Source organism: Achromobacter sp. Root170, from assembly GCF_001428165.1.
In the GTDB taxonomy this organism is placed as follows: domain Bacteria; phylum Pseudomonadota; class Gammaproteobacteria; order Burkholderiales; family Burkholderiaceae_B; genus Achromobacter; species Achromobacter mucicolens.
Genome location: NZ_LMHN01000015.1, coordinates 198,828 through 218,916, shown reverse-complemented (window position 1 = coordinate 218,916; position 20,089 = coordinate 198,828). Strand labels below are relative to the sequence as shown.

Annotated in this window: 18 protein-coding genes and 1 pseudogene; 12 read left to right on the top strand and 7 right to left on the bottom strand. The window is 67.2% G+C overall.

Annotation, left to right across the window (positions count from 1 at the left end; all coding sequences use genetic code 11):
* Window positions 1–75 precede the first annotated feature (75 nt).
* The 4 genes from ASD87_RS15415 (at window position 76) to ASD87_RS15400 (ending at window position 4,877) form a co-directional block, all read left to right on the top strand.
* Complete coding sequence (locus tag ASD87_RS15415; RefSeq protein ID WP_056323220.1) at window positions 76–1,050, top strand: tripartite tricarboxylate transporter substrate binding protein; 975 nt, start codon at window positions 76–78, stop codon at window positions 1,048–1,050.
* Window positions 1,051–1,074: 24 nt separating this feature from the next.
* The gene (ggt, locus tag ASD87_RS15410; protein ID WP_056323216.1) at window positions 1,075–2,670 is read left to right on the top strand and encodes a gamma-glutamyltransferase; all 1,596 of its coding nucleotides are present in this window, start codon (window positions 1,075–1,077) and stop codon (window positions 2,668–2,670) included.
* A 141-nt stretch (window positions 2,671–2,811) separates the two neighbouring features.
* Window positions 2,812–4,209 carry a trypsin-like peptidase domain-containing protein gene (locus tag ASD87_RS15405; RefSeq protein ID WP_056323214.1) on the top strand — a complete coding sequence of 466 codons (1,398 nt, stop codon included), beginning with the start codon at window positions 2,812–2,814 and terminating at the stop codon, window positions 4,207–4,209.
* 116 nt (window positions 4,210–4,325) lie between these two features.
* Window positions 4,326–4,877: a DUF3455 domain-containing protein gene (locus ASD87_RS15400; protein ID WP_082586302.1), complete on the top strand. Its 552-nt coding sequence runs from the start codon at window positions 4,326–4,328 to the stop codon at window positions 4,875–4,877.
* Between the two features lie 40 nt (window positions 4,878–4,917).
* On the opposite strand, the gene ASD87_RS27330 is transcribed toward ASD87_RS15400, so the two are convergent.
* From ASD87_RS27330 to ASD87_RS15365, 7 genes and pseudogenes are all read right to left on the bottom strand, one after another.
* Entirely contained in the window at window positions 4,918–5,778 is an 861-nt protein-coding gene (locus tag ASD87_RS27330) for a hypothetical protein (protein WP_235512716.1), read from the bottom strand.
* Between the two features lie 348 nt (window positions 5,779–6,126).
* Window positions 6,127–6,396 (bottom strand): annotated as a pseudogene (locus tag ASD87_RS15390) (porin); the annotation flags it as partial.
* A gap of 75 nt (window positions 6,397–6,471) precedes the next feature.
* The gene (locus tag ASD87_RS15385) at window positions 6,472–7,188 is read right to left on the bottom strand and encodes a glutamine amidotransferase (protein WP_056323205.1); all 717 of its coding nucleotides are present in this window, start codon (window positions 7,186–7,188) and stop codon (window positions 6,472–6,474) included.
* A gap of 42 nt (window positions 7,189–7,230) precedes the next feature.
* Window positions 7,231–7,500 carry a hypothetical protein gene (locus tag ASD87_RS15380; RefSeq protein ID WP_056323203.1) on the bottom strand — a complete coding sequence of 90 codons (270 nt, stop codon included), beginning with the start codon at window positions 7,498–7,500 and terminating at the stop codon, window positions 7,231–7,233.
* A gap of 120 nt (window positions 7,501–7,620) precedes the next feature.
* Window positions 7,621–8,583, bottom strand: coding sequence for a tripartite tricarboxylate transporter substrate binding protein (locus tag ASD87_RS15375; RefSeq protein WP_056323201.1), 963 nt, complete (start codon window positions 8,581–8,583; stop codon window positions 7,621–7,623).
* A 29-nt stretch (window positions 8,584–8,612) separates the two neighbouring features.
* Window positions 8,613–9,254 carry an RraA family protein gene (locus ASD87_RS15370; protein WP_056323199.1) on the bottom strand — a complete coding sequence of 214 codons (642 nt, stop codon included), beginning with the start codon at window positions 9,252–9,254 and terminating at the stop codon, window positions 8,613–8,615.
* A 4-nt stretch (window positions 9,255–9,258) separates the two neighbouring features.
* Window positions 9,259–9,972: a PIG-L deacetylase family protein gene (locus ASD87_RS15365; RefSeq protein ID WP_056323197.1), complete on the bottom strand. Its 714-nt coding sequence runs from the start codon at window positions 9,970–9,972 to the stop codon at window positions 9,259–9,261.
* Between the two features lie 100 nt (window positions 9,973–10,072).
* On the opposite strand from ASD87_RS15365, the gene ASD87_RS15360 reads away from it, so the two are divergent.
* The 8 genes from ASD87_RS15360 (at window position 10,073) to hutH (ending at window position 20,025) form a co-directional block, all read left to right on the top strand.
* Complete coding sequence (locus ASD87_RS15360) at window positions 10,073–10,789, top strand: IclR family transcriptional regulator (RefSeq protein ID WP_056323196.1); 717 nt, start codon at window positions 10,073–10,075, stop codon at window positions 10,787–10,789.
* A gap of 166 nt (window positions 10,790–10,955) precedes the next feature.
* Entirely contained in the window at window positions 10,956–11,429 is a 474-nt protein-coding gene (locus ASD87_RS15355; protein WP_056323189.1) for a (2Fe-2S)-binding protein, read from the top strand.
* Window positions 11,426–13,717 (top strand): xanthine dehydrogenase family protein molybdopterin-binding subunit, encoded by a 2,292-nt coding sequence (locus ASD87_RS15350; RefSeq protein ID WP_056323188.1) that lies wholly within the window; start codon window positions 11,426–11,428, stop codon window positions 13,715–13,717. Before ASD87_RS15355 ends, ASD87_RS15350 begins: the two co-directional genes overlap by 4 nt.
* Window positions 13,717–14,682, top strand: a complete 966-nt coding sequence (locus ASD87_RS15345) for an XdhC family protein (protein WP_056324552.1) — start codon at window positions 13,717–13,719, stop codon at window positions 14,680–14,682. The genes ASD87_RS15350 and ASD87_RS15345 overlap by 1 nt, the downstream gene beginning before the upstream one ends.
* Before the next feature lie 149 nt (window positions 14,683–14,831).
* Window positions 14,832–15,737: a LysR family transcriptional regulator gene (locus ASD87_RS15340; RefSeq protein ID WP_056323187.1), complete on the top strand. Its 906-nt coding sequence runs from the start codon at window positions 14,832–14,834 to the stop codon at window positions 15,735–15,737.
* A gap of 85 nt (window positions 15,738–15,822) precedes the next feature.
* Complete coding sequence (gene hutC, locus ASD87_RS15335; RefSeq protein WP_180100579.1) at window positions 15,823–16,566, top strand: histidine utilization repressor; 744 nt, start codon at window positions 15,823–15,825, stop codon at window positions 16,564–16,566.
* Window positions 16,567–16,760: 194 nt separating this feature from the next.
* Complete coding sequence (hutU, locus tag ASD87_RS15330) at window positions 16,761–18,443, top strand: urocanate hydratase (RefSeq protein ID WP_056323185.1); 1,683 nt, start codon at window positions 16,761–16,763, stop codon at window positions 18,441–18,443.
* 52 nt (window positions 18,444–18,495) lie between these two features.
* Entirely contained in the window at window positions 18,496–20,025 is a 1,530-nt protein-coding gene (gene hutH / locus ASD87_RS15325) for a histidine ammonia-lyase (RefSeq protein ID WP_056323184.1), read from the top strand.
* Window positions 20,026–20,089: the final 64 nt, after the last annotated feature.

Sequence of the window (20,089 nt, the reverse complement as noted above, 5' to 3'; positions counted from 1 at the left end):
CGCGCCCGCTCGGCCGGAAGGGGCAAGAGACCCGCCCGGCCCATACGCTTTCCATAACGCGATCAAGGGGAATCCATGAAATTTCGTCTCATCCGGGCGCTGGCAGGCGCTGCCGCCGTGGCCTTTGCGGCGCAGGCCGGCGCGCAAGCCACGGACTGGCCGCAGCATCCCGTGCGCATCGTCGTGCCCTTCCAGGCCGGTTCCGCCACGGACCTGATCTCGCGCCAGCTTGGCGCGGCGCTGTCCGCCGAATTGGGTCAGCCCTTCGTCATCGAAGCCCGACCCGGCGCCGCCGCCGCCATCGGCAGCGCATCGGTCGCGCGGTCCGCGGCGGACGGCTACACGCTGCTGATGGGCGGCCCGGCCGCCGTCGTCACCAACCGCTTCCTGCAAAAGCGCCTGGCCTACGATCCGGACGCGTTCGAGTTGGTCTCGATGGTGGCCTACACCCCGAACATCCTGCTGGCCAACCCCAAGCAACCCTTCAAGACGCTGCCCGAAATGGTCGCCTATGCGCGCGCCAACCCCGGCAAGCTGACCTATGCCTCGTTCGGCACGGGCACGACCTCGCACATGGCGGGCGAAATGCTCAAGTCTGTTGCCGGCATCGACATCCTGCACGTGCCGTACAAGGGCGCGGGCGAAGCCATCCCCGCCCTGCTGAGCGGCCAGGTGTCGATGTACTTCGACACCATCATGACCGGCCTGCCCCAGGCCAAGAGCGGCGCGCTGCTGGCGCTGGGCATGTCCAACTCGCAGCGCTCGGCGCTGGCGCCGGACATTCCCACGATCGCCGAGCAGGGTTTTTCGGGCTACGACATCGCGCCGTGGTACGGTCTTGTCGCGCCGCAGGGCACGCCCGTACCGATCCTCGACAAGCTCAACCGCGCCGTCAACAAAGTGCTCGCCGATCCCGCATTGCGCGGTAAGCTCGCCGAAGCCGGCGCCGAGCCGCGTGGCGGCAGCCGCGAGGAATTCGCCGCCTTCATCAAGGCCGAGATTCCGCGCACCAAGCAGCTGATCGACCAGGCCGGCATCACCCCGCAGTAATTTTTCCAACGAGTTCCAGCATCCATGTCCTCCCCCTTCGATTGGTCTTTTCCGTACGCTTCCCGAAAAATGCCGGTCCTGGCCGCCAACGCGGTCGCGACCAGCCAGCCACTGGCTGCGCAGGCGGGACTACGCATGCTGCTGGCCGGTGGCAATGCCGTTGACAGCGCCATTGCCACCGCGATCGCCCTGACCGTCGTCGAACCCGTGATGAACGGGATCGGCGGCGACATGTTCGCCCTGGTCTGGCACGACGGCCAGCTCCACGGCCTGAATTCCAGCGGCTGCGCGCCGGCCGCGTGGACACCCGAATACTTCAACGGCCGCGACGCGATGCCGGGCACCGGCTGGGGCACGGTCACCGTGCCGGGCCAGGTCGCCGGCTGGAAGGCCTTGTCCGACCGCTTCGGCAAGCTGCCCTTCGCCAAGCTGTTTGCACCGGCCATCGCCTACGCCGAAGAAGGCTTCGCGGTGTCGCCGACCATTGCGCGCCAATGGGCCAACCAGGCGCCCAAGCTTGCCGCCGAACCCGGCTTTGCCGACGCCTTCCTGCCGCAAGGCCGCGCGCCGCAAGCCGGCGAATGGTGGCGCTTTCCGGACCAGGCCAAGACGCTGCGCGACATCGCCGAGACCGGTGGTGAAAGCTTCTACCGCGGCGAACTGGCCCGCAAGATCGCGGACTTCGCCAGCAAGACGGGCGGCGCCCTGAGCGCGGTGGACCTCGCCGAGCACCGGCCGGAATGGGTCAAGCCCATCTCGCAATCGTTCCGCGACTACGAGCTGCACGAGATCCCGCCCAATGGCCAGGGCATCTCGGCGCTGATGGCGCTGGGCATGCTTGAGCAATTCGACCTGGAAGGCATGGGCCGCGACAGCGCCGACTACTACCACGTCAGCATCGAAGCCATGAAGCTGGCATTTGCGGACCTGCACCACCACGTCGCCGACCCGCGCCACATGCGCACCGACGCGCGTGCCCTGCTCGACCGCGCCTATCTGGCCGAACGGGCCCGCCTGATTTCCATGGACCGCGCCAGCGTGCCCACCGCAGGCACGCCGGCTACCGGCGGCACGGTCTACCTGACCGCCGCCGACGCCGGCGGCACGATGGTGTCCTTCATCCAGTCCAACTATCACGGCTTTGGCTCGGGCGTGGTCGTGCCCGGCACCGGCATCAGCCTGCACAATCGCGGCCTGAACTTCGTGCTGAAGCCAGGCCACGCCAACCAGGTTGCGCCGCGCAAGAAGCCGATGCACACCATCATCCCGGCGTTCGTGACGCGCCGCGGCCAACCTCTCATGTCGTTCGGCGTGATGGGCGGGTCGATGCAGGCGCAGGGCCATCTGCAGATGGTCACGCGTCTGGCGGCATTCGGCCAGAACCCGCAGGCCATGAGCGACGCGCCGCGTTTCCGCGTCGAGAACGGCCCTGTCGTGAACGTCGAGTCGCACCTGCCGGCCGACGTGGTCGATACGCTGCGCGCGCGTGGCCACAACGTGGCGGTTGCGCCGGTGGACAGCCTGGAGTTCGGCTCGGCCCAGCTCATCTGCCGCCTGCCGCAGGGTGGCTACGTCGCGGCGTCCGACTCGCGGCGCGACGGCCAGGCCGTCGGATTCTGACCACGCGGGGCGCACCGGACCGGGCGCCAAAGTTCGGCGACAATCCGTGACCGCTCGCGCGCCGGCCGCAAGCCGCGCGCGTCGTCACACGCGTGCAGCGGGGACGGTGAATACTGCCGCCTCGTTGCCGGAAGGATCGATATGCCCCGCCTGCCCTTGCCGCCTCTTGAACTCCGTTGCGTCGCGCGAAGTGCATCGCGCCGCGCGCGACGCCTACCCGCATTCCTTGCCACGGCCTGCTGCGCCCTGCTGCTGGCCGCGCCGCTACCGCCGGCGCGCGCCGCGCTTCCGCTGGCTGTCGACGGTCAGCCCTTGCCCTCGCTGGCCCCCATGCTCGAGCGCGTCACGCCCGCAGTCGTGAACATCTCAGCGCAATCCGACGGACAAGCGGCCAACCCGGTGCGCGCGCCCGGCGGCATGCGCCAGAACGTCGGATCGGGCGTCATCGTGGACGCCAGCCAGGGCAACGTGCTGACCAATCACCACGTGATTCGCGGCGCCGCCACCATCCGCGTGTCGTTGCAGGACGGCCGCAGTTTCAACGCCACCGTCGTGGGCAGCGATCCGGACACGGATCTGGCGGTGCTGCGCATCCCCGCGCAAGACCTGCAAGCGCTGGCGTTGTCCGATTCCAGCGATTTGCGCGTGGGCGACTTCGTGGTCGCCATCGGCGATCCCTACGACCTGGGCCAATCCGCATCGTCGGGCATCGTGTCCGCGCTGGACCGGTCCAGCCTGCGCGCCGCCGGCTACCAGAACTTCATCCAGACCGACGCCTCCATCAATCCGGGCAACTCGGGCGGCGCGCTGGTCAATCTGAACGGCGAACTGGTGGGCATCAACACGATGATCTACACGCCGTCGGGCGGCAACGTGGGCATCGGCTTTGCCATTCCGTCCAACCTGGCGGGCGAGGTCATGCGGCAGTTGCTGCAGCACGGGCAGGTGCAACGCGGAGGACTGGGTCTGGACACGCTGGACATCACGCCGCGCAATGCGCGCCAGCTTGGCCTGGCGCCGGGATCGACGGGCGTGGCCGTTGCCCGCGTGGCGGATGGTTCTCCCGCGCAGAAGGCCGGCATCCAGGCCCGCGATCAGATCCTGTCGATCGACGGCAAGGCGATCGGTTCCAGCGCGCAGTTGCGCAACGCCGAAGGCCTGCTGCCGGTGGGCCGCCAGGTGCGCCTGGGGCTGTTGCGCGCGGGCGCAAAGCGGGACGTCGTGCTGCGCATCGAACCCGAACAAAACGAGCGCCTGCATGGCGGCTCGCTGGACGCGCGCTTCAATGGCGTCGAGTTCACCGAGGTGGGACGCGCGCAGCGCGTGCAGGGCAATGACGGCGCGGCGGTCAGCGCCACCTATCCGGACCGGGGCCCGGTGGCTGCGCGCCTGCAGCGCGGCGACATCGTCATCGGCGTGAACCAGCGCCCCGTCAGCAAGCTGGCCGACCTGCGCGACCTCTTGAGCGGCGCGGGCGCGCAGCCGCTGGTGTTGACGCTGCTGCGCGGCAAAGCCGCCTACACGCTGCAAATCAATTGAGACCAGCGCCGGCGGGGAATCGTGGCAGAATGGCCCGATTCCGGCCCCGCCGGACCTTGGGCCAAGCGCGCCCGCAACTGCCACCGCGGGCGCCCTGCCCGCCCGAAGGAGCATGGATGAACCGCATTCCGACTCACCCTCGCCCGGCGTTGGCCGGACTGTTCCTGGCGGCCAGCCTGGCCGCCTCCGCCGCGGCGGCCCAGGACAACGTGCCGCAGATCATGCAGGTGCCGGCAGACAATAGCGTCGCATGGCGCGCGCCGGCTGAAGGCGTCATCACCTACGAATGCCGGATGATTCAGACCGACGGCGCGCGCTACGCCTGGGTCATCGCGGGCGCCAGCGCCACGCTGGGCGCAGGCCAGGCGGGATCATCGGAGCCGCGCGGCACGTACAAGAGTCCGCCTGAAAGCTGGCGGGCCGCCGACGGCTCGACATTGACGGGGATGGAAACCGTACGCGCATATGCCGGACCGGACCGGCTGTACGACCAGCTCGTGCTGGCCAATCCTTCGGCAGGCGTGGGTGTGCTGACCGGCGTCACGTACATTCAGCGGCTGGTTCGCGCAGGCGGCGGCGTGCCGCAAACGCCCTGCTCGCCGGCCAACAAGGGCCAGAAAACGCAGGTGGCATACCAGGCCGATTACGTGTTCTGGAAGCCGAACTGATTCCCGCCGGCATGACGGGCGATCTGGCCTGCCGCGCCCATTACGGCGTTACCGACATGCCCTTTTTCAGTTCTTCGACCAGCCCGGGATGCCGGGCTTTTTCTTGCGCCAACGTATAGACCGAAAAGGTCACGACCTTCTTGCCCGACGCCGCGAACAGCGCCGTCAGTTCGGCGGGACGGCCGGACAGCCTGCTGGTTGCATCAAGTTGAAAGACGCCGATGCTGCCGACCTTGAACGCGCCGTCGCCCGTCTTCTTGAACGTGGGCACCGCGGCCTGCTGCTGCGATTGGAAGCCCGCGGCCATCGCCCCGAGCGTGAATGCGTCGTCATCGCCAACAGCCTGTTCAACCGGCACATCGATCACGATGATGGCCTGCATGGTCGCGCGGTTCAGGTAGATCTTGCCCGAGACCTCGGGCGTGGCCGGATCGGACGGAAACTCGGTTTCGGCGAAACCCGCGGGGATGGCGACGCGGAGCTTGCCGTCCAGGACCTGCAGCGGCGGTGGAGGTGGCGGCGGCGCCACCGCGGCGTCCACGGGTGCGCCATTCGGATCCTGCGCGGCGGCGGGGTCGCCGGACGCTTTGGCGTCGGCGGGCTTGGCATCTGCTGGCTTCGCTTCTGCTGGCTTCGTTCCAGCCGGCTTGGTTTCGGCCGGCTTGGTTTGCGCGGGCTTCGCTTCGGGCGGTTTGACCTCGGCCGGCTTAGCGTCTGCTGGCTTAGCGTCTGCTGGCTTAGCGTCTGCTGGTTTGGCTTCTGCTGGCTTAGCGTCTGCAGGCTTGGCTTCGGCAGGCTTCGATTCGACAGGCTTCGCTTCAGCCGGCTTGGCGCCAGCCGGCGAGGCATCCGGGGTCTGCGCAGGCGCGGCCGTTGCGGTCAGGGCCAGCGCCAACGCCAAAGTCATTTCCGCGAGCCGAGCATTGTGCGTTTGCATAGCTATCCGATGTTTAGGCTGAGCTTCCAATACTACAACGCCCGCGCGGCCCTTTTGGGCCGCGGCCGCGCAATGAGGGATTGTGGGAAGGCGTGGCCGGTGGTCAGCCAGAAACGGCAAAGCCCGCGCCAGAATGCGCGGGCCTTCGGTTTGCCATGATCGAAGTTCGGGTGAGCGGACTGAGAGTGGAGCTAGGGAGGTGGCCGCTTTTTTCGCGTCTGTGGCCGGGTAAGACGCCCAATCCGCTCAGTGCAACCGCGGTGCAGGGCGCAAGCGGCGCGCGCCAGGCGCGCCGCTCATCACGTCTGCCGCTTAGAAGCGATGACGGATACCAACCATGCCGACCGTGCTCTTGACGCCGTCGATGAACGCGAAGTCCGTGGCGTAGGAACCCAGCGCGTACACGTTCGTACGCTTGGACAGGTTGTACGTGTAGCCGATGCTGTACACGTTCATGGCCGAATCGCCACCGGTCAGCAGATCGCTGTCCGGATCGGCACGTTGCCACGAAGCCAGCATCGAGCTGGCGCCGAGCGGCACGGTCAGGCCGACCATGTACGAGTTGGCCTTGAAGTCTTCGACGCCAATATGAAGGCAGGAAGCCGCTATTTGAAGCCGCAATTTGAAGCCGAAATGCCAAGCGGCTACGCGATTCGGCTAGGCGAAGCGCCGCGCAAAGGTGCGCAACAGTTGCCGCGCATCGTGCGTGGGTCCCAGCCCGGCGACCATCGCCGCCACGTCGTAGCCCTCTGCCTCGAAGACCGGCGCCCGGCGCGCCAGGCAGGCCGACATCAAGGTGGAAGAGAACTCGGGGTGGAACTGGACGGACCACGCGTTCGATCCATAGCGCAGGACCTGGTGCGGATCGTGCCGCGACCGCGCCAGCACCTCGGCGCCCGGCGGCGGCGTCAGCACGCTCTGCTCATGCGTGAGGTTGGCAAGAAAGCGCGGCGGCAGCGCGCCAAACAACGCATCGCCGGCGACGTCCGCGCAGAAGTCGATGGCATGTTGGCCGATCTCGCGGCCTTGGGGATGGAAATCGACCACGCCGCCCAGCGCGTGCGCCATCAACTGATGGCCGTAGCAGATGCCCAGCAGCGGCAACTGCGCGCGATGCGCGCCGCGCAACCATTCGGCAGTGCGTTCGCTCCAGGGTTCGCGATCCGTCACCATGGACCAGGAGCCGGTCAGCACGGCCCCGGCCAGCTCGCCCCACGCGGGCAGCGCCTCATCATCGTGGGGTTTGCAAACGCGCACCGGCAGGTCCGGGTCGTCCAGCGCGGCCAGCATCCAGTCGGACTGTTCGCCTTGCGCGTGCCGCAGGTCTTCGGGCGGGCGGCCCATCTGGATGATGGCGAGCGGTTTTCGGGTCATCGACGACGGTTCTACGGCGTTGCGCAAGACATTAACGGTGGACTATTTATCGAACAGGCGGCGCAGGCGCTGGGACTCGGCCAGGTTCAGGCGCTTGGCCTCGTCTTCCGCGTATGCCCGCTCGCCGACATCGTAAGAGCCTTCGTGCAGGCACTGCTTGCGATTGGACTTGCACTCGTTGCTGGCCCGAGCGGGCGTGGTAGTGGTCGCGCTGGCCTTTTCCTCTGGCGTCGGCTTGGTGGACGAGCAACCGGCCACCAGCGCGACGAAGAACAAGGCCGCGCCGCAGCGGCTGATCGTAAGAATCGACATTTTCCCGGCCCTACAGAAATGCTGTAGGCGCTGTTATAGCAAAGCCTGGCCGGAAAAGACGTGTTAAGTCGTAGCAAGAGGGGGTAAGGCGGCCGCCCTCCCCGCTTCGCCACGCGATGCCTACTCGATTTCGATGCCGGCTTCGTCAATCAGCGCCGTCCACTGCGCGGTGTCGCGCCGCACCGTGTCGGCAAGCTGCTGCGGCGTGCTGGAGACGAACTCCACGCCCTGCGACTCGAACTTCTGGTTCAGCTCGGGATTCTTCAGTGTGTCGACCACCGCCGCGTTCAGCTTGGCCAGCACCTCGGGCGGCGTTCCCGCCTTGGCAAAGAGCGCGTACCAGGTGGTGTACGACACGCCCGGCAAGGTCTGCGAAATCAGGGGCAGCTTCGCCGTGTCCGCGCCCTTGCTGGGCGCGCTCATCGCCAGCGCCTTCACGGACCCCTTGTCGATCATGGGCTTGAGCGACGGCATGCTGCTGAACAGCGCCTGAACCTGACCCGACGCCAGGTCGGTCAGCACCTGCGAGGTACCCCGGTAAGGCACGTGCACCACGTCCACCTTGGCTTTGCTCTTGAAAAGCTCCATGCCCAGATGCGCCACGCCCCCCACGCCTGCCGACCCGAAATTGACCTTGCCGGGATGGGCGCGCGCGTAATCGACGAGTTCCGGCACCGAATTCACCGGCAACTGCGCGTTCACCACCAGGACGTGCGGGCTTTCGGTCAAGAGACTGATGGGCGCCAGCACTTCCAGCACCTTCTTGCCCTGCATGGCCTTGGACGGCACGGTCATGTTGCCCGAGGCAGGCATGAGCAGCGTATAGCCGTCCGCTTCGGCCCCCAGGACCTGGTTCAACGCCGGCACGCCGTGACCGCCGCCCGCATTCACAACCACCACGGGCTGCCCCAGCTTTTCGCCAAACAGCTTGGCGAATTCGCGTCCGACCATGTCCGCGGGGCCGCCTGCCGCAAACGGCACGATCATGCGTATCGGCCTTTCGGGATAGTCGGCGTGGGCCGCGGCAAAGGGCGCAAGGCCCGCCATCAGGGCGATCGCGCCCAGCGTGTGCTTGAAGTTCATTGTCTTCCTCCTGTTGTATTGAATAGCGGTTATTCGGACGCAGGCAGCGACGGCCCAATGTCCAGCGTGGCCTTGGCCAGCGCGTCGTCAAGCCACACGGGCCGCAGTTCGCCGCGCGCGATGGCGGCCATGCGGCGGGCTTCGGCTTCGGCCTTGGTCAAGGCTGCCGCAACCATCGCGTCCATTTCCGCCTGGGCGACCACGACCAACCCGTCGTCATCGCCCAGGATCCAGTCGCCCGGATCGACGCGCACACCGCCGCACTGGATCTGGCGGTTCACAGTGCCGCCGCCGGCCTTGGCGGGCCCCGCTGGCGATATCGCAGCGGCGAACACGGGCAGCTGGCCCTGGCGCAGCTCTGCCGCGTCGCGCACCGCACCGTCGATCACCACGCCGGCGATGCCGCTTGCTGCGGCCTGCGCACACATGATTCCGCCCATCACCGCGCGTTCGGTGTAGCCCTGCGCATCCACCACCAGCACATCGCCGGGTTGCGCAAGCGCGAGCGCCGCGTGGATCGCCAGGTTGTCGCCCGCCGGGACCGACACCGTCACCGCGCGGCCGCGCACGGTCCATCCCGCACGCAGGGGTTTGATCGCCGCGCGCAGATAGCGCGCGCCGGCGTCCGCCAGCAATGTGCTGGTCAAGCCGGATTCGTGGATGTCGCGCATGGGGTCACTCCATCAAGGCCGAAACCACGGCCGGGAAAATGCTCTGATAGGCCTCGCCATAGCGCGTGCCCGCCGTCTTGCCCCGGCGCCCGGCCTGCGCGCCGCGTTGCAGCGCGACTCGCTCGTAGTACGCCCACAGGTTGCTTTGCGTCGGCATGGCCTGCATGGCCTGCCACTTGCGTTCCCACACCTCCGTGATGTCCAGCAGCACATTGGGCTTGAAGCCGCACAACTCGGTCTGATGCGGCTCAAAACACAACACTTGCGGCGGCACCACGAAATCGGCCCCATGCCCTGGCGCCATCGCCTGCATGCGGCCGCGCAGCGTCATTTCGAACGTGCGGCAGTGATCGAGGTTGGAAGGATCGTGCTCGGGGTGGGTGAGCACCACCGACGGCTTCGTGCGGCGCAGCGTCTCGGAGATGCGGCGCACGGCGTCCGGCGAGTCGGGCAGCGGATAGTCGCCCAGGTCGTGAAAGTCCACGCTGCTCACGCCCAGGATCTGCGCGGCGGCTTGCGCCTCGGCGTGACGCTGGGCCTTGACCGCCTCGCGCTGCGTATCGCCTTTCCACGCCGAGTTGGACTCTCCGTTTTCGCCATAGCTCAGGCAGACCAGATGCACCTGCACGCCATGCTGCGCATGCAGGGCCATCGCGCCGCCACAACGCCAGACGAAATCGCCCACATGGGCAGTTACCACCACCATCGAATTTGCCATCCCGGCCTCCCGAATCAACAGACTGGGTGCATTTTAAATTTACGAAACGACGTTGTATTACGTACAATCTGCAAGCAACAAAGCACCTCTTGGAGAATTCATGAGCAATGATGGCGTCGTGGCCGTTGAACGCGCGCTCAGCGTGCTGGACTGCTTTCGTCCCGGCGCGGAGCACCTGTCGCTGGCCGATTTCGCAACCCGCCTGCCCTTGCACAAAACGACGATCTTTCGCCTGCTCAATTCGCTGGCGCGCTGCGGCTATGTGGTGCGCGAGCCCGACGGCCGCTATGGGCTGGGCCCGCGCGTGCTGTTCCTGGCGCGGGTCTACGAGCGCGGCTTCGACCTGGAGGCCGTCGTCATGCCGGTGCTGGAGCGGCTGTCGGCAGACACCGGTGAAAGCGCGGCGTATTACGTCGAAGGCGGTGAACCGGGCCAGCGCCTGTGCCTTTTCCGGCATCAGCCGCACGAAGGCCTGCACAGCCAGGTCATTGCCGGCAGCGTGATGCCGCCCGACAAATCCTCCACGGGCCAGGTCTTTGCGATCTGGGCGCAAGGCGAACGGCGCGATCAGGTCCGCCTGCCGATCTTCTCGTGCGGCGCGCGCGATCCGTATACGTCGTCCTGGTCTGTTCCGGTCATCGGCCAGGAAGACCGCTTCGTCGGCGCGCTGACCATTGCCGGCCCCTCGGCACGGCTCAAGACCGTGGACGCCAAGGCATTCGAGGCCATGATCCTGGAACGCGCCGACGACCTGTCGCGCAGGTTGGGCGCTTCATCCGACATGCGCGCCGTGCTTTACCGGCCGGACGCGTCGTAGCGCAACCCAGGGACCGGTTTCCGAGCAGGCATAACCGGCCCTTAACAGGCCTATTAGTAAGGCTAATGAATAAAACCGGGATTTTTTCGGCAAAATTCCGGACTCAAGAAGTTATCCCCCCACCCGAGGCAAGACGACTGCGCCGTGCCTCTCAGGAACTGCCCCCATGACGCAACTGCAAATCAACGGTCAGACCCAGGACGTCAACGTCCCGGACGACATGCCGATCCTATGGGTTCTGCGAGACGAGCTGGGCATGACCGGCACCAAGTTCGGTTGCGGCATGGCGCTGTGCGGCGCCTGTACGGTGCATATCGACGGCACGCCCGTGCGCGCCTGCCTTACCCCCGTCTCGGTGGCTTCCGGCCGCCAGCTGTCGACCATTGAAGGCATGGATGCCGATCCGGTCGGCCGGGCGGTGCAGACGGCCTGGGTCGACAACAACGTCGCGCAGTGCGGCTACTGCCAGGCGGGCCAGATCATGACGGCGGTGAGCCTGTTGAAGGCCAATCCCACTCCGACCGAACAGGAGATCGCGGACGCCATGAGCGGCAACATCTGCCGCTGCGGCACCTACCCGCGCATATTGGCTGCCATTCAACAGGCCGCAAGCCGCCTCGCCCAAGGAGGCAAGCAATGACCGCCGCCGCTCAACTTTCGCGCCGCGCTTTCCTGCAGGGCAGCCTGGGCGTCTTGACGCTTGCCGTCACGGCCAAGGGATGGGTCACGACCGCGGTGGCCGCCGAGCCGGCCGCCAAGGCGTATGGCGCCGACAGCATGCCTGGCGGCACGGTGGACGATCCGCTGGTCTTTGTCAGCATCGCCGCCGACGGCACGGTCACCATCGTGGCGCACCGCGCGGAAATGGGCACGGGCGTGCGCACCAGCCTGCCGATGGTGGTGGCCGACGAGATGGAAGCCCGCTGGGAACGCGTGAAGGTCGTGCAGGCGCCCGGCGACGAAGCGCGCTACGGCAATCAGAACGTGGACGGCTCGCGCAGCATGCGGCACTTCCTGATGCCGATGCGGCGCGTGGGCGCGGCGGCCCGGCAGATGCTGGAAGCCGCGGCAGCGGTGCGATGGGCCGTGCCTGTTGCCGAGGTCAAGGCCGAACAGCATGAAGTGCTGCATGCGCCCACCGGCCGTCGTCTGTCCTATGGCGACCTGGCGGCGGACGCGGCCAAGCAGCCCGTGCCGGCCGGCGACGCGCTCAAGCTCAAGGACCGGTCAGAATTCCGGTACATCGGCAAGGATCAGGTTCGCCTCGTGGACCTCGAAGCCATCGGCAAAGGGCAAGCCACCTACGGCATGGACATGCGCCTGCCCGGCATGGTCTATGCCGTCGTGGCGCGCCCTCCCGTCGTGGGCGGCCGGCTTCGGCGTTTCGACAGCGCCAAGGCGCTGGCCGTACCCGGCGTGCTGAAGGTCGTCGAGATTCCCCCCATGCAGGGCGCCCCCGCATTCCAGCCGCTGGGCGGCGTGGCCGTCGTGGCGCGCAACACCTGGGCCGCCCGCCAGGGACGCGACGCGTTGGAGATCGAATGGGACGATGGCCCGAACGGCAGCTATGACTCGGCCGCCTACCGGCAAACCCTGCAGGCGGCGGCCCGCGCGCCCGGCAAGACGATGCGCAACCAGGGCGACGCCGCCAATGCCTGGGCCAAGGCGCCCGAAGCCGAGCGCGTGGCCGCGGAATACTACGTGCCCCATCTGGCGCACGCATCGATGGAACCGCCGGTCGCCACCGTGCAGATCAAGGGCAACAGCGCCGAGGTCTGGACGTCCGTGCAGAATCCGGCCGCCGCTAAAAGCGCTGTCGCGGCGCGCCTGAAGCTGGCCCCCGCCAACGTCAAGGTCAACGTGCTGCTGCTGGGCGGCGGCTTCGGGCGCAAGTCCAAGCCCGACTTCGTGGACGAAGCCGCCATTGTGGCCCGCGCCATGCCCGACGGCACGCCGGTCAAGCTGGTCTGGACGCGGGAGGACGATATCCATCACGACTATCTGCACACCGTGTCGGTCGAGCGACTGGAAGCCGTCATGGACGCGCAGGGGCAAGTCCAATCCTGGCTGCACCGCAGCGCCGCGCCCACTATCGCTTCGCTGTTCGCGCAAGGCGCCAAGGGGCAGCAGATGTTCGAATCGGCCATGTCGGCGATCAACATGCCCTACCGCATTCCGAACGTGCGCGTGGAGACCGCCGAAGTCGACGCTCACGCCCGCATCGGCTGGTTCCGGTCAGTCGCCAACATTCCCCATGCCTTCGCCGCCCAGTGCTTCATCGACGAACTGGCCCACCGCGCGGGCAAAGATCCGCAAGCCTTCGCGCTGGACCTCATCGGCCCGGCCCGCCAGATCGACCCGGGCACGATGGCCGACACGTGGAACTACACCGAGTCGCCTGAACGCTACCCCTACGACACCGGCCGCCTGCGCGGCGTGATCGAGGCCGCGTGCAAGGGCGCAGGCTGGGGCCGCACCTTGCCCAAGGGCCATGGCCTGGGTTTGGCCTTCTGCTACAGCTTCATGAGCTACACGGCCACGGTCGTCGAAGTGGCGGTGGACGACAAGGGCGAGGTCCGCGTCGTCGCCGTGGACATGGCCATGGACTGCGGCCCGCAGATCAATCCCGAACGCATCCGCGCGCAAATGGAAGGCGGCGCCATCATGGGCCTTGGCCTGGCGCTGACCAGCGAAATCACCTTCGAAAAAGGCCGCGTGAAGCAAAGCAACTTCCATGACTACGAAGTCCTGCGCCATAACGCCTCGCCGCGCGTGATCCGCACGCATCTGGTCAATGACGATCACGCGTTGCCGCCGGGCGGCGTGGGCGAGCCGCCGGTGCCGCCCGTGGCCCCCGCCCTGTGCAACGCCATCTTCGCCGCGACCGGCAAGCGGATCCGCAGCCTGCCGGTGCGCAAGGTGGCATGATGGAAAGTGTTGATGTGCGCGTGCTGCGCGCGGCGCGCGATTGGCAGGTGGCCGGTCATCGCCTGATGCTGGCCACCGTCGTCAAGACGTGGGGGTCGTCGCCGCGGCCCGTCGGCTCGATGATGGTGCTGCGCGAGGACGGCCGCTGCATCGGGTCGGTCTCCGGCGGCTGCATCGAGGACGACCTGATCCACCGCTACACGCGGGCCTACGGCGACGGGGCCATTCCGCAGTCGGCGCCCGAACTCGTTCGCTATGGCGTCACGGCCGACGAGGCGCACCGCTTCGGGCTGCCTTGCGGCGGCACGCTTGAGCTGCTGCTTGAATTCGAACCCGACGGCGCGGCGCTTGACGCATTGGTCCGCCGGCTTGAGGCGGGCCACCTCGTGCAGCGGACCGTGGATTGCGCGTCCGGGGCCGTGACGCTTGGCGACGCATCGGCGCCCGAGGCCCTGCATTTCGATGGCGTCACGCTGTCCAGCACGCTTGGACCCCAATACCGGCTCCTCCTCATCGGCGCCGGATCGCTGGCCGAATACGTCGCCACCATGGCGCTGTTCAATGACTTCGCGGTGACCGTATGCGACCCGCGCATCGAGCACCTGGGCACATGGTCCGTGGACGGCGTGGCCTTCACCACCGAAATGCCCGACGACGCCGTGCGCGCGCTAGCCCCCGATACCCGAACCTGCATCGTGGCGCTCAGCCATGACCCCAAGCTTGACGACATGGCCTTGCTGGAAGCGCTGCACAGCCCAGCCTTCTACGTGGGCGCCATCGGCTCACGCCGCAACGCCGCCAGCCGACGGGAGCGGTTCATGGAACACTTCGATGAAACGGAAGCGTCGCTGCAACGGCTGCACTCGCCGGTCGGACTGCACATCGGCAGCAAGACGCCCGCCGAGATCGCGGTGAGCGTCATGGCGCACATTCTGGCGGTCAAGAATGGGGTCACGGCCCGATAAGACCCGGCGCCGCTCGCAGGCGCCGCCCGCCGGCAGTCCGGATTCGCGCTTGTCTTTGCCCGAATCCCCGCAAACGGCCGAGCCGGAAGCTAGCTAATCAATGCTTAAGAGCTTTATAAGATCAGCGAATCAATTTCCTCATTCGTCCCATGGCCCGTCGCAACCTCAATGACCTCCTTTACTTCGTGACGGTCGCGCGCGAAGGCAGTTTTACCCGCGCGGCGTCGCTGCTGGGCGTGACGCAATCGGCGCTCAGCCAGTCCGTCAGTGGCCTGGAAACGCGCCTGCAGATCCGGCTGCTCAGGCGCACCACGCGCAGTGTTTCCCCCACCGCGGCGGGCGAGCGGCTGCTCAACGCCATCGGCAACCGCTTCGACGAGATCGAGGCAGAGCTGGACGAGCTGACCGGACTGCGCGACAAGCCGGCGGGAACCGTGCGCATCACCTGTGGCGACTATGTGCTGCACAGTATCCTGCTACCCAAGCTGACGCCGCTGATGCGCGAGTATCCGGACATCAAGCTGGAGTTCGACGTGAACTACGGGTTCCGCGACATCGTGGCGGACCGGTTCGACGCCGGTGTGCGCATGGGCAAGACCATCGACAAGGACATGATCGCCGTGCCCATTGGTCCGCCAATGCGCCTGGCCGTGGTGGGGTCGTCCGGCTACTTCGAATCGCGGCCCGTCCCAAAGGTGCCCCAGGATCTGATGCAGCACGCCTGCATCAATCAGCGCATGCAAAGTTCAGGCGGCCTGTATGTGTGGGACTTCGAGCGCCGCGGCCGCCAGGTCAACGTCCGCGTGGACGGCCCGCTGATCTTCAATACCACCCAGCCCCAGATCGACGCGGCGCTGGCGGGGCTTGGCCTGTCGCTGTTGCCGGAGGACGAACTGATGCCCTATCTGGAATCCGGCCAGCTGGTCCGGGTGCTGGAGGACTGGTGCCCCAGCTTCGAGGGATACCATCTTTACTACCCCAGCCGGCGGCAACCGTCGCCGGCGTTTTCGCTGGTGGTCGCCGCACTCCGGGTCAGCAGGCCGGCGCGAGGCTGAGGCCAGGCCTGCGCGCGCGATGTGTACCTGTCTATACTAGAGCCCGCATTTTCACCGCTCACACGTTGCACACCCAGGATCCCTCGTGGCTGCCTCCCCTCCCCGATTGCCTGTCCCAGCCAATGCCCCGCCCGCTCCGCTGTACGCGCAGGTCAAGCAGATGATTGCGCAGCAGATCCGCAGCGGCGCCTGGCCCGCGCATTACCGCGTGCCGTCGGAAGCCGAACTGGTCGAGGAACTGGGATTCAGCCGCATGACGATCAACCGCGCACTGCGCGAATTGACATCGGAAGGCCTGCTTGTGCGGATGCAAGGCGTCGGCACCTTTGTCGCGCAGCCCAAGGCGCGCTCGGCCCTGTTTGCCGTGAACAACATCGCCGACGAGATCGCGGCGCGGAACCACCGGCACCACAGCCGCGTGGTGCGGCTGGCTGAAGAGCCGGCCGGCGCCGAACAAGCCCAGGCGCTGGAAATCCGCGCGGGGCAGCCGGTCTTTCATTCGATCATCGTCCACTACGAGGACGACGTGCCGATCCAGCTGGAAGACCGCTACGTAAACGTCCGCCTTGCGCCCGACTACCTGAAGCAGGACTTCACGCAAAGCACGCCCTATGAATACCTGACCCGCGTGGCGCCGCTGAGCGCGGGCGAGCACGTGGTCGAGGCGATCCTGGCCAAGCCGCGCGAGTGCCAATTGCTGCAGATCGAACGCGATGAGCCATGTCTGCTCATCAGCCGGCGCACCTGGTCCGGCGACCGCGCGGTGACGCTGGCCCGCCTGATCCACCCCGGCTCGCGCCACCGCCTGGAAGGCAAGTTCACGACGTGATGTCCGCGCCATTGCGGCGCCCCCCTGCTTCTATCGCCAAAGCCGAATCCCCGCGGGTTCGGCATTTTTCATTGGGGTAATCCCTAGTCTCAAAATCAGTCGTCTGCTATTGTATATACAACCATAGGCATCATAAGATTCGATCACCTTGGCGCTGGATCACCGCGCGCCTCGACCCGATCCAGGAGACACACTTGAAGCCTTCGACCCGATTCCGCGACACCGTCATTCGCGCCCCGCGCGGCAGCCAACTTACGGCCAAGAGCTGGCTGACCGAAGCGCCCTTGCGCATGCTCATGAACAACCTCGACCCCGACGTGGCCGAGAACCCGAACGAGCTCGTCGTGTACGGCGGTATCGGCCGTGCGGCCCGCGACTGGGATTGCTACGACAAGATCGTCGAATCGCTTACGGCCCTGAACGACGACGAAACGCTGCTGGTGCAATCGGGCAAGCCGGTCGGCGTGTTCAAGACGCACGCCAACGCGCCCCGCGTGCTGATCGCCAACTCGAACCTTGTCCCGCATTGGGCCACGTGGGAACACTTCAACGAACTGGACGCCAAGGGTCTGGCCATGTATGGCCAGATGACCGCCGGCAGCTGGATTTACATCGGCAGCCAGGGCATCGTGCAGGGCACGTACGAAACCTTCGTCGAAGCGGGCCGCCAGCACTACGGCGGCAACCTCGCCGGGCGCTGGGTCCTGACCGCCGGCCTGGGCGGCATGGGCGGCGCGCAGCCCCTGGCGGCCACGCTGGCGGGCGCGTGCTCGCTCAACATCGAATGCCAACAAAGCCGGATCGATTTCCGCCTGCGCACGCGCTATGTGGACGAACAGGCCGCCAACCTGGACGACGCCCTGGCCCGCATCGCCAAACACACACAAGCAGGCCGCGCGGTGTCCGTCGCGCTCTGCGGCAACGCCGCCGAGATCCTGCCCGAGCTCGTGCGCCGGGGCGTCAGGCCCGACATGGTCACCGATCAGACCAGCGCGCACGACCCCTTGAACGGCTACCTGCCCGCCGGCTGGACCTGGCAGGACTACCGGGACCGCGCGCAGCGCGAGCCGGCGGCGGTCATCAAGGCCGCCAAGCAGTCGATGGCCGTGCACGTGCAGGCCATGCTGGCATTCCAGCGGCAGGGCATCCCCACCTTCGACTACGGCAACAACATCCGGCAGATGGCCAAGGAAGAAGGCGTTGCCGACGCGTTCGACTTCCCCGGCTTTGTCCCGGCCTACATCCGGCCGCTGTTCTGCCGGGGCGTGGGGCCGTTCCGCTGGGCCGCGCTGTCCGGCGACCCCCAGGACATCTACAAAACCGACGCCAAGGTCAAGGAACTGATTCCCGACGACGCCCACCTGCACCGCTGGCTCAGCATGGCGCGCGAGCGCATCAGCTTCCAGGGGCTGCCCGCGCGTATCTGCTGGGTGGGACTGGGCGCGCGCGCCAAGCTGGGCCTGGCATTCAACGAGATGGTCCGGTCGGGCGAGCTGTCGGCGCCCATCGTCATTGGCCGGGACCACCTGGATTCCGGCTCCGTCGCCAGCCCCAACCGCGAAACCGAGTCCATGCGCGACGGCTCGGACGCCGTGTCCGACTGGCCGCTGCTCAACGCGCTGCTCAATACCGCCAGCGGCGCGACCTGGGTCTCGCTGCATCACGGCGGCGGCGTCGGCATGGGCTTCTCGCAGCATTCCGGCATCGTCATCGTGTGCGACGGCACCGACGCGGCCGCCGAGCGCATCGCCCGGGTGCTGACCAACGATCCGGCCACGGGCGTGATGCGGCACGCCGACGCCGGATACCAGATCGCCATCGATTGCGCCCGCGAGCAGGGCTTGAACCTGCCCATGGTGACCGGCAAGCGCGACTGACCGCACAACAACGATCGCAAGCAGCCGGGCAACCGGCGTGGGAGAAGAGGAAATGGAATTGCATGTGAAACCGGGCCACCTGACGCTGGCCGACCTGCGGCGCGCCTACCGGCAGCCCGTAAGCCTGACGCTGGATCCCGGCGCCGCGCAGGGCATCGACGCCAGCGTGGCCACGGTTGAACGCATCATCGCCGAAGGCCGCACCGTCTACGGCATCAATACCGGCTTTGGCCTGTTGGCTTCCACCAAGATCGCGCGCGAGGACCTGCAGGCCTTGCAGACTTCGCTGGTGCGTTCGCATGCCGCCGGCGTGGGCGAGGCGCTGGACGACGCGATGGTGCGCCTCATCATGGTGCTGAAAATCAACAGCCTGGCCCGCGGCTATTCCGGTGTGCGCCGCAAAGTCATCGACAGCCTGATTGCCCTGGTCAACGCGGGCGTCTATCCCCACATTCCGCTCAAGGGTTCGGTGGGCGCCTCGGGCGACCTCGCCCCGCTTGCCCACATGTCGATGGTGCTGCTGGGCGAAAGCCAGGCGCGCCATCAGGGCGAATGGCTGCCCGCGCGCGACGCCCTGGCGCGCGCCGGCCTGACGCCGCTGACGCTTGCCGCCAAGGAAGGCCTGGCGCTTCTGAACGGCACCCAGGTGTCCACCGCGTTTGCCCTGCGCGGTCTGTTCGAAGCCGAAGACATGATGGCGGCCGGCCTCGTTTGCGGCAGCCTCAGCGTCGAAGCCATGCTGGGCTCTCGCACGCCCTTCGATGCCCGCATTCACGCCGCGCGCGGCCAGACCGGCCAGATCGACGTGGCCGCCGTCTACCGCAGCCTGCTGGGCGAGGACAGCGAAGTCGGCCATTCCCATGCCGACTGCGGCAAGGTGCAAGACCCCTACTCCCTGCGTTGCCAGCCCCAGGTCATGGGCGCCTGCCTCACGCAGATCCGCCACGCGGCCCAGGTGCTCCAGATCGAAGCCAACGCCGTGTCCGACAATCCCCTCGTGTTCGTCGAACAAGGCGACGTCATCTCGGGCGGCAACTTCCATGCGGAGCCCGTCGCACTCGTCGCCGACAACCTGGCGCTGGCGCTGGCCGAGATCGGCGCCCTGTCGGAACGGCGCATCGCCCTGATGATGGACAAGCACATGTCGCAATTGCCGCCGTTCCTGGTCCGCAAGGGCGGCGTGAACTCCGGCTTCATGATCGCCCAGGTGACGGCGGCGGCGCTGGCCAGCGACAACAAGGCCTTGGCGCATCCGGCCAGCGTGGACAGCATGCCCACGTCGGCCAACCAGGAAGACCACGTCTCGATGGCGCCCAACGCGGGCAAGCGTCTGTGGGCCATGGCCGACAACGTGCGTGACATCCTGGCCATCGAATGGCTGGGCGCGTGCCAGGGGCTGGATTTCCGCGAGGGGCTCAAGACCTCTCCGCAACTGGAACAGGCGCGCCGCGCCCTGCGCGAAAAAGTGTCCCACTACGAAGAAGACCGCTTCTTCGCGCCCGACATCGCGGCGGCCAGCGGACTGCTCGCCGCTCAGGTCATGAACGGCCTGATGCCCCCGGGTCTTTTGCCCAGCCTGTGATGCCGTCCGTGACGGCCGGATGACGCCGGCCGCCATTGCCACGCCGCGTGCACGCGCCCACCAG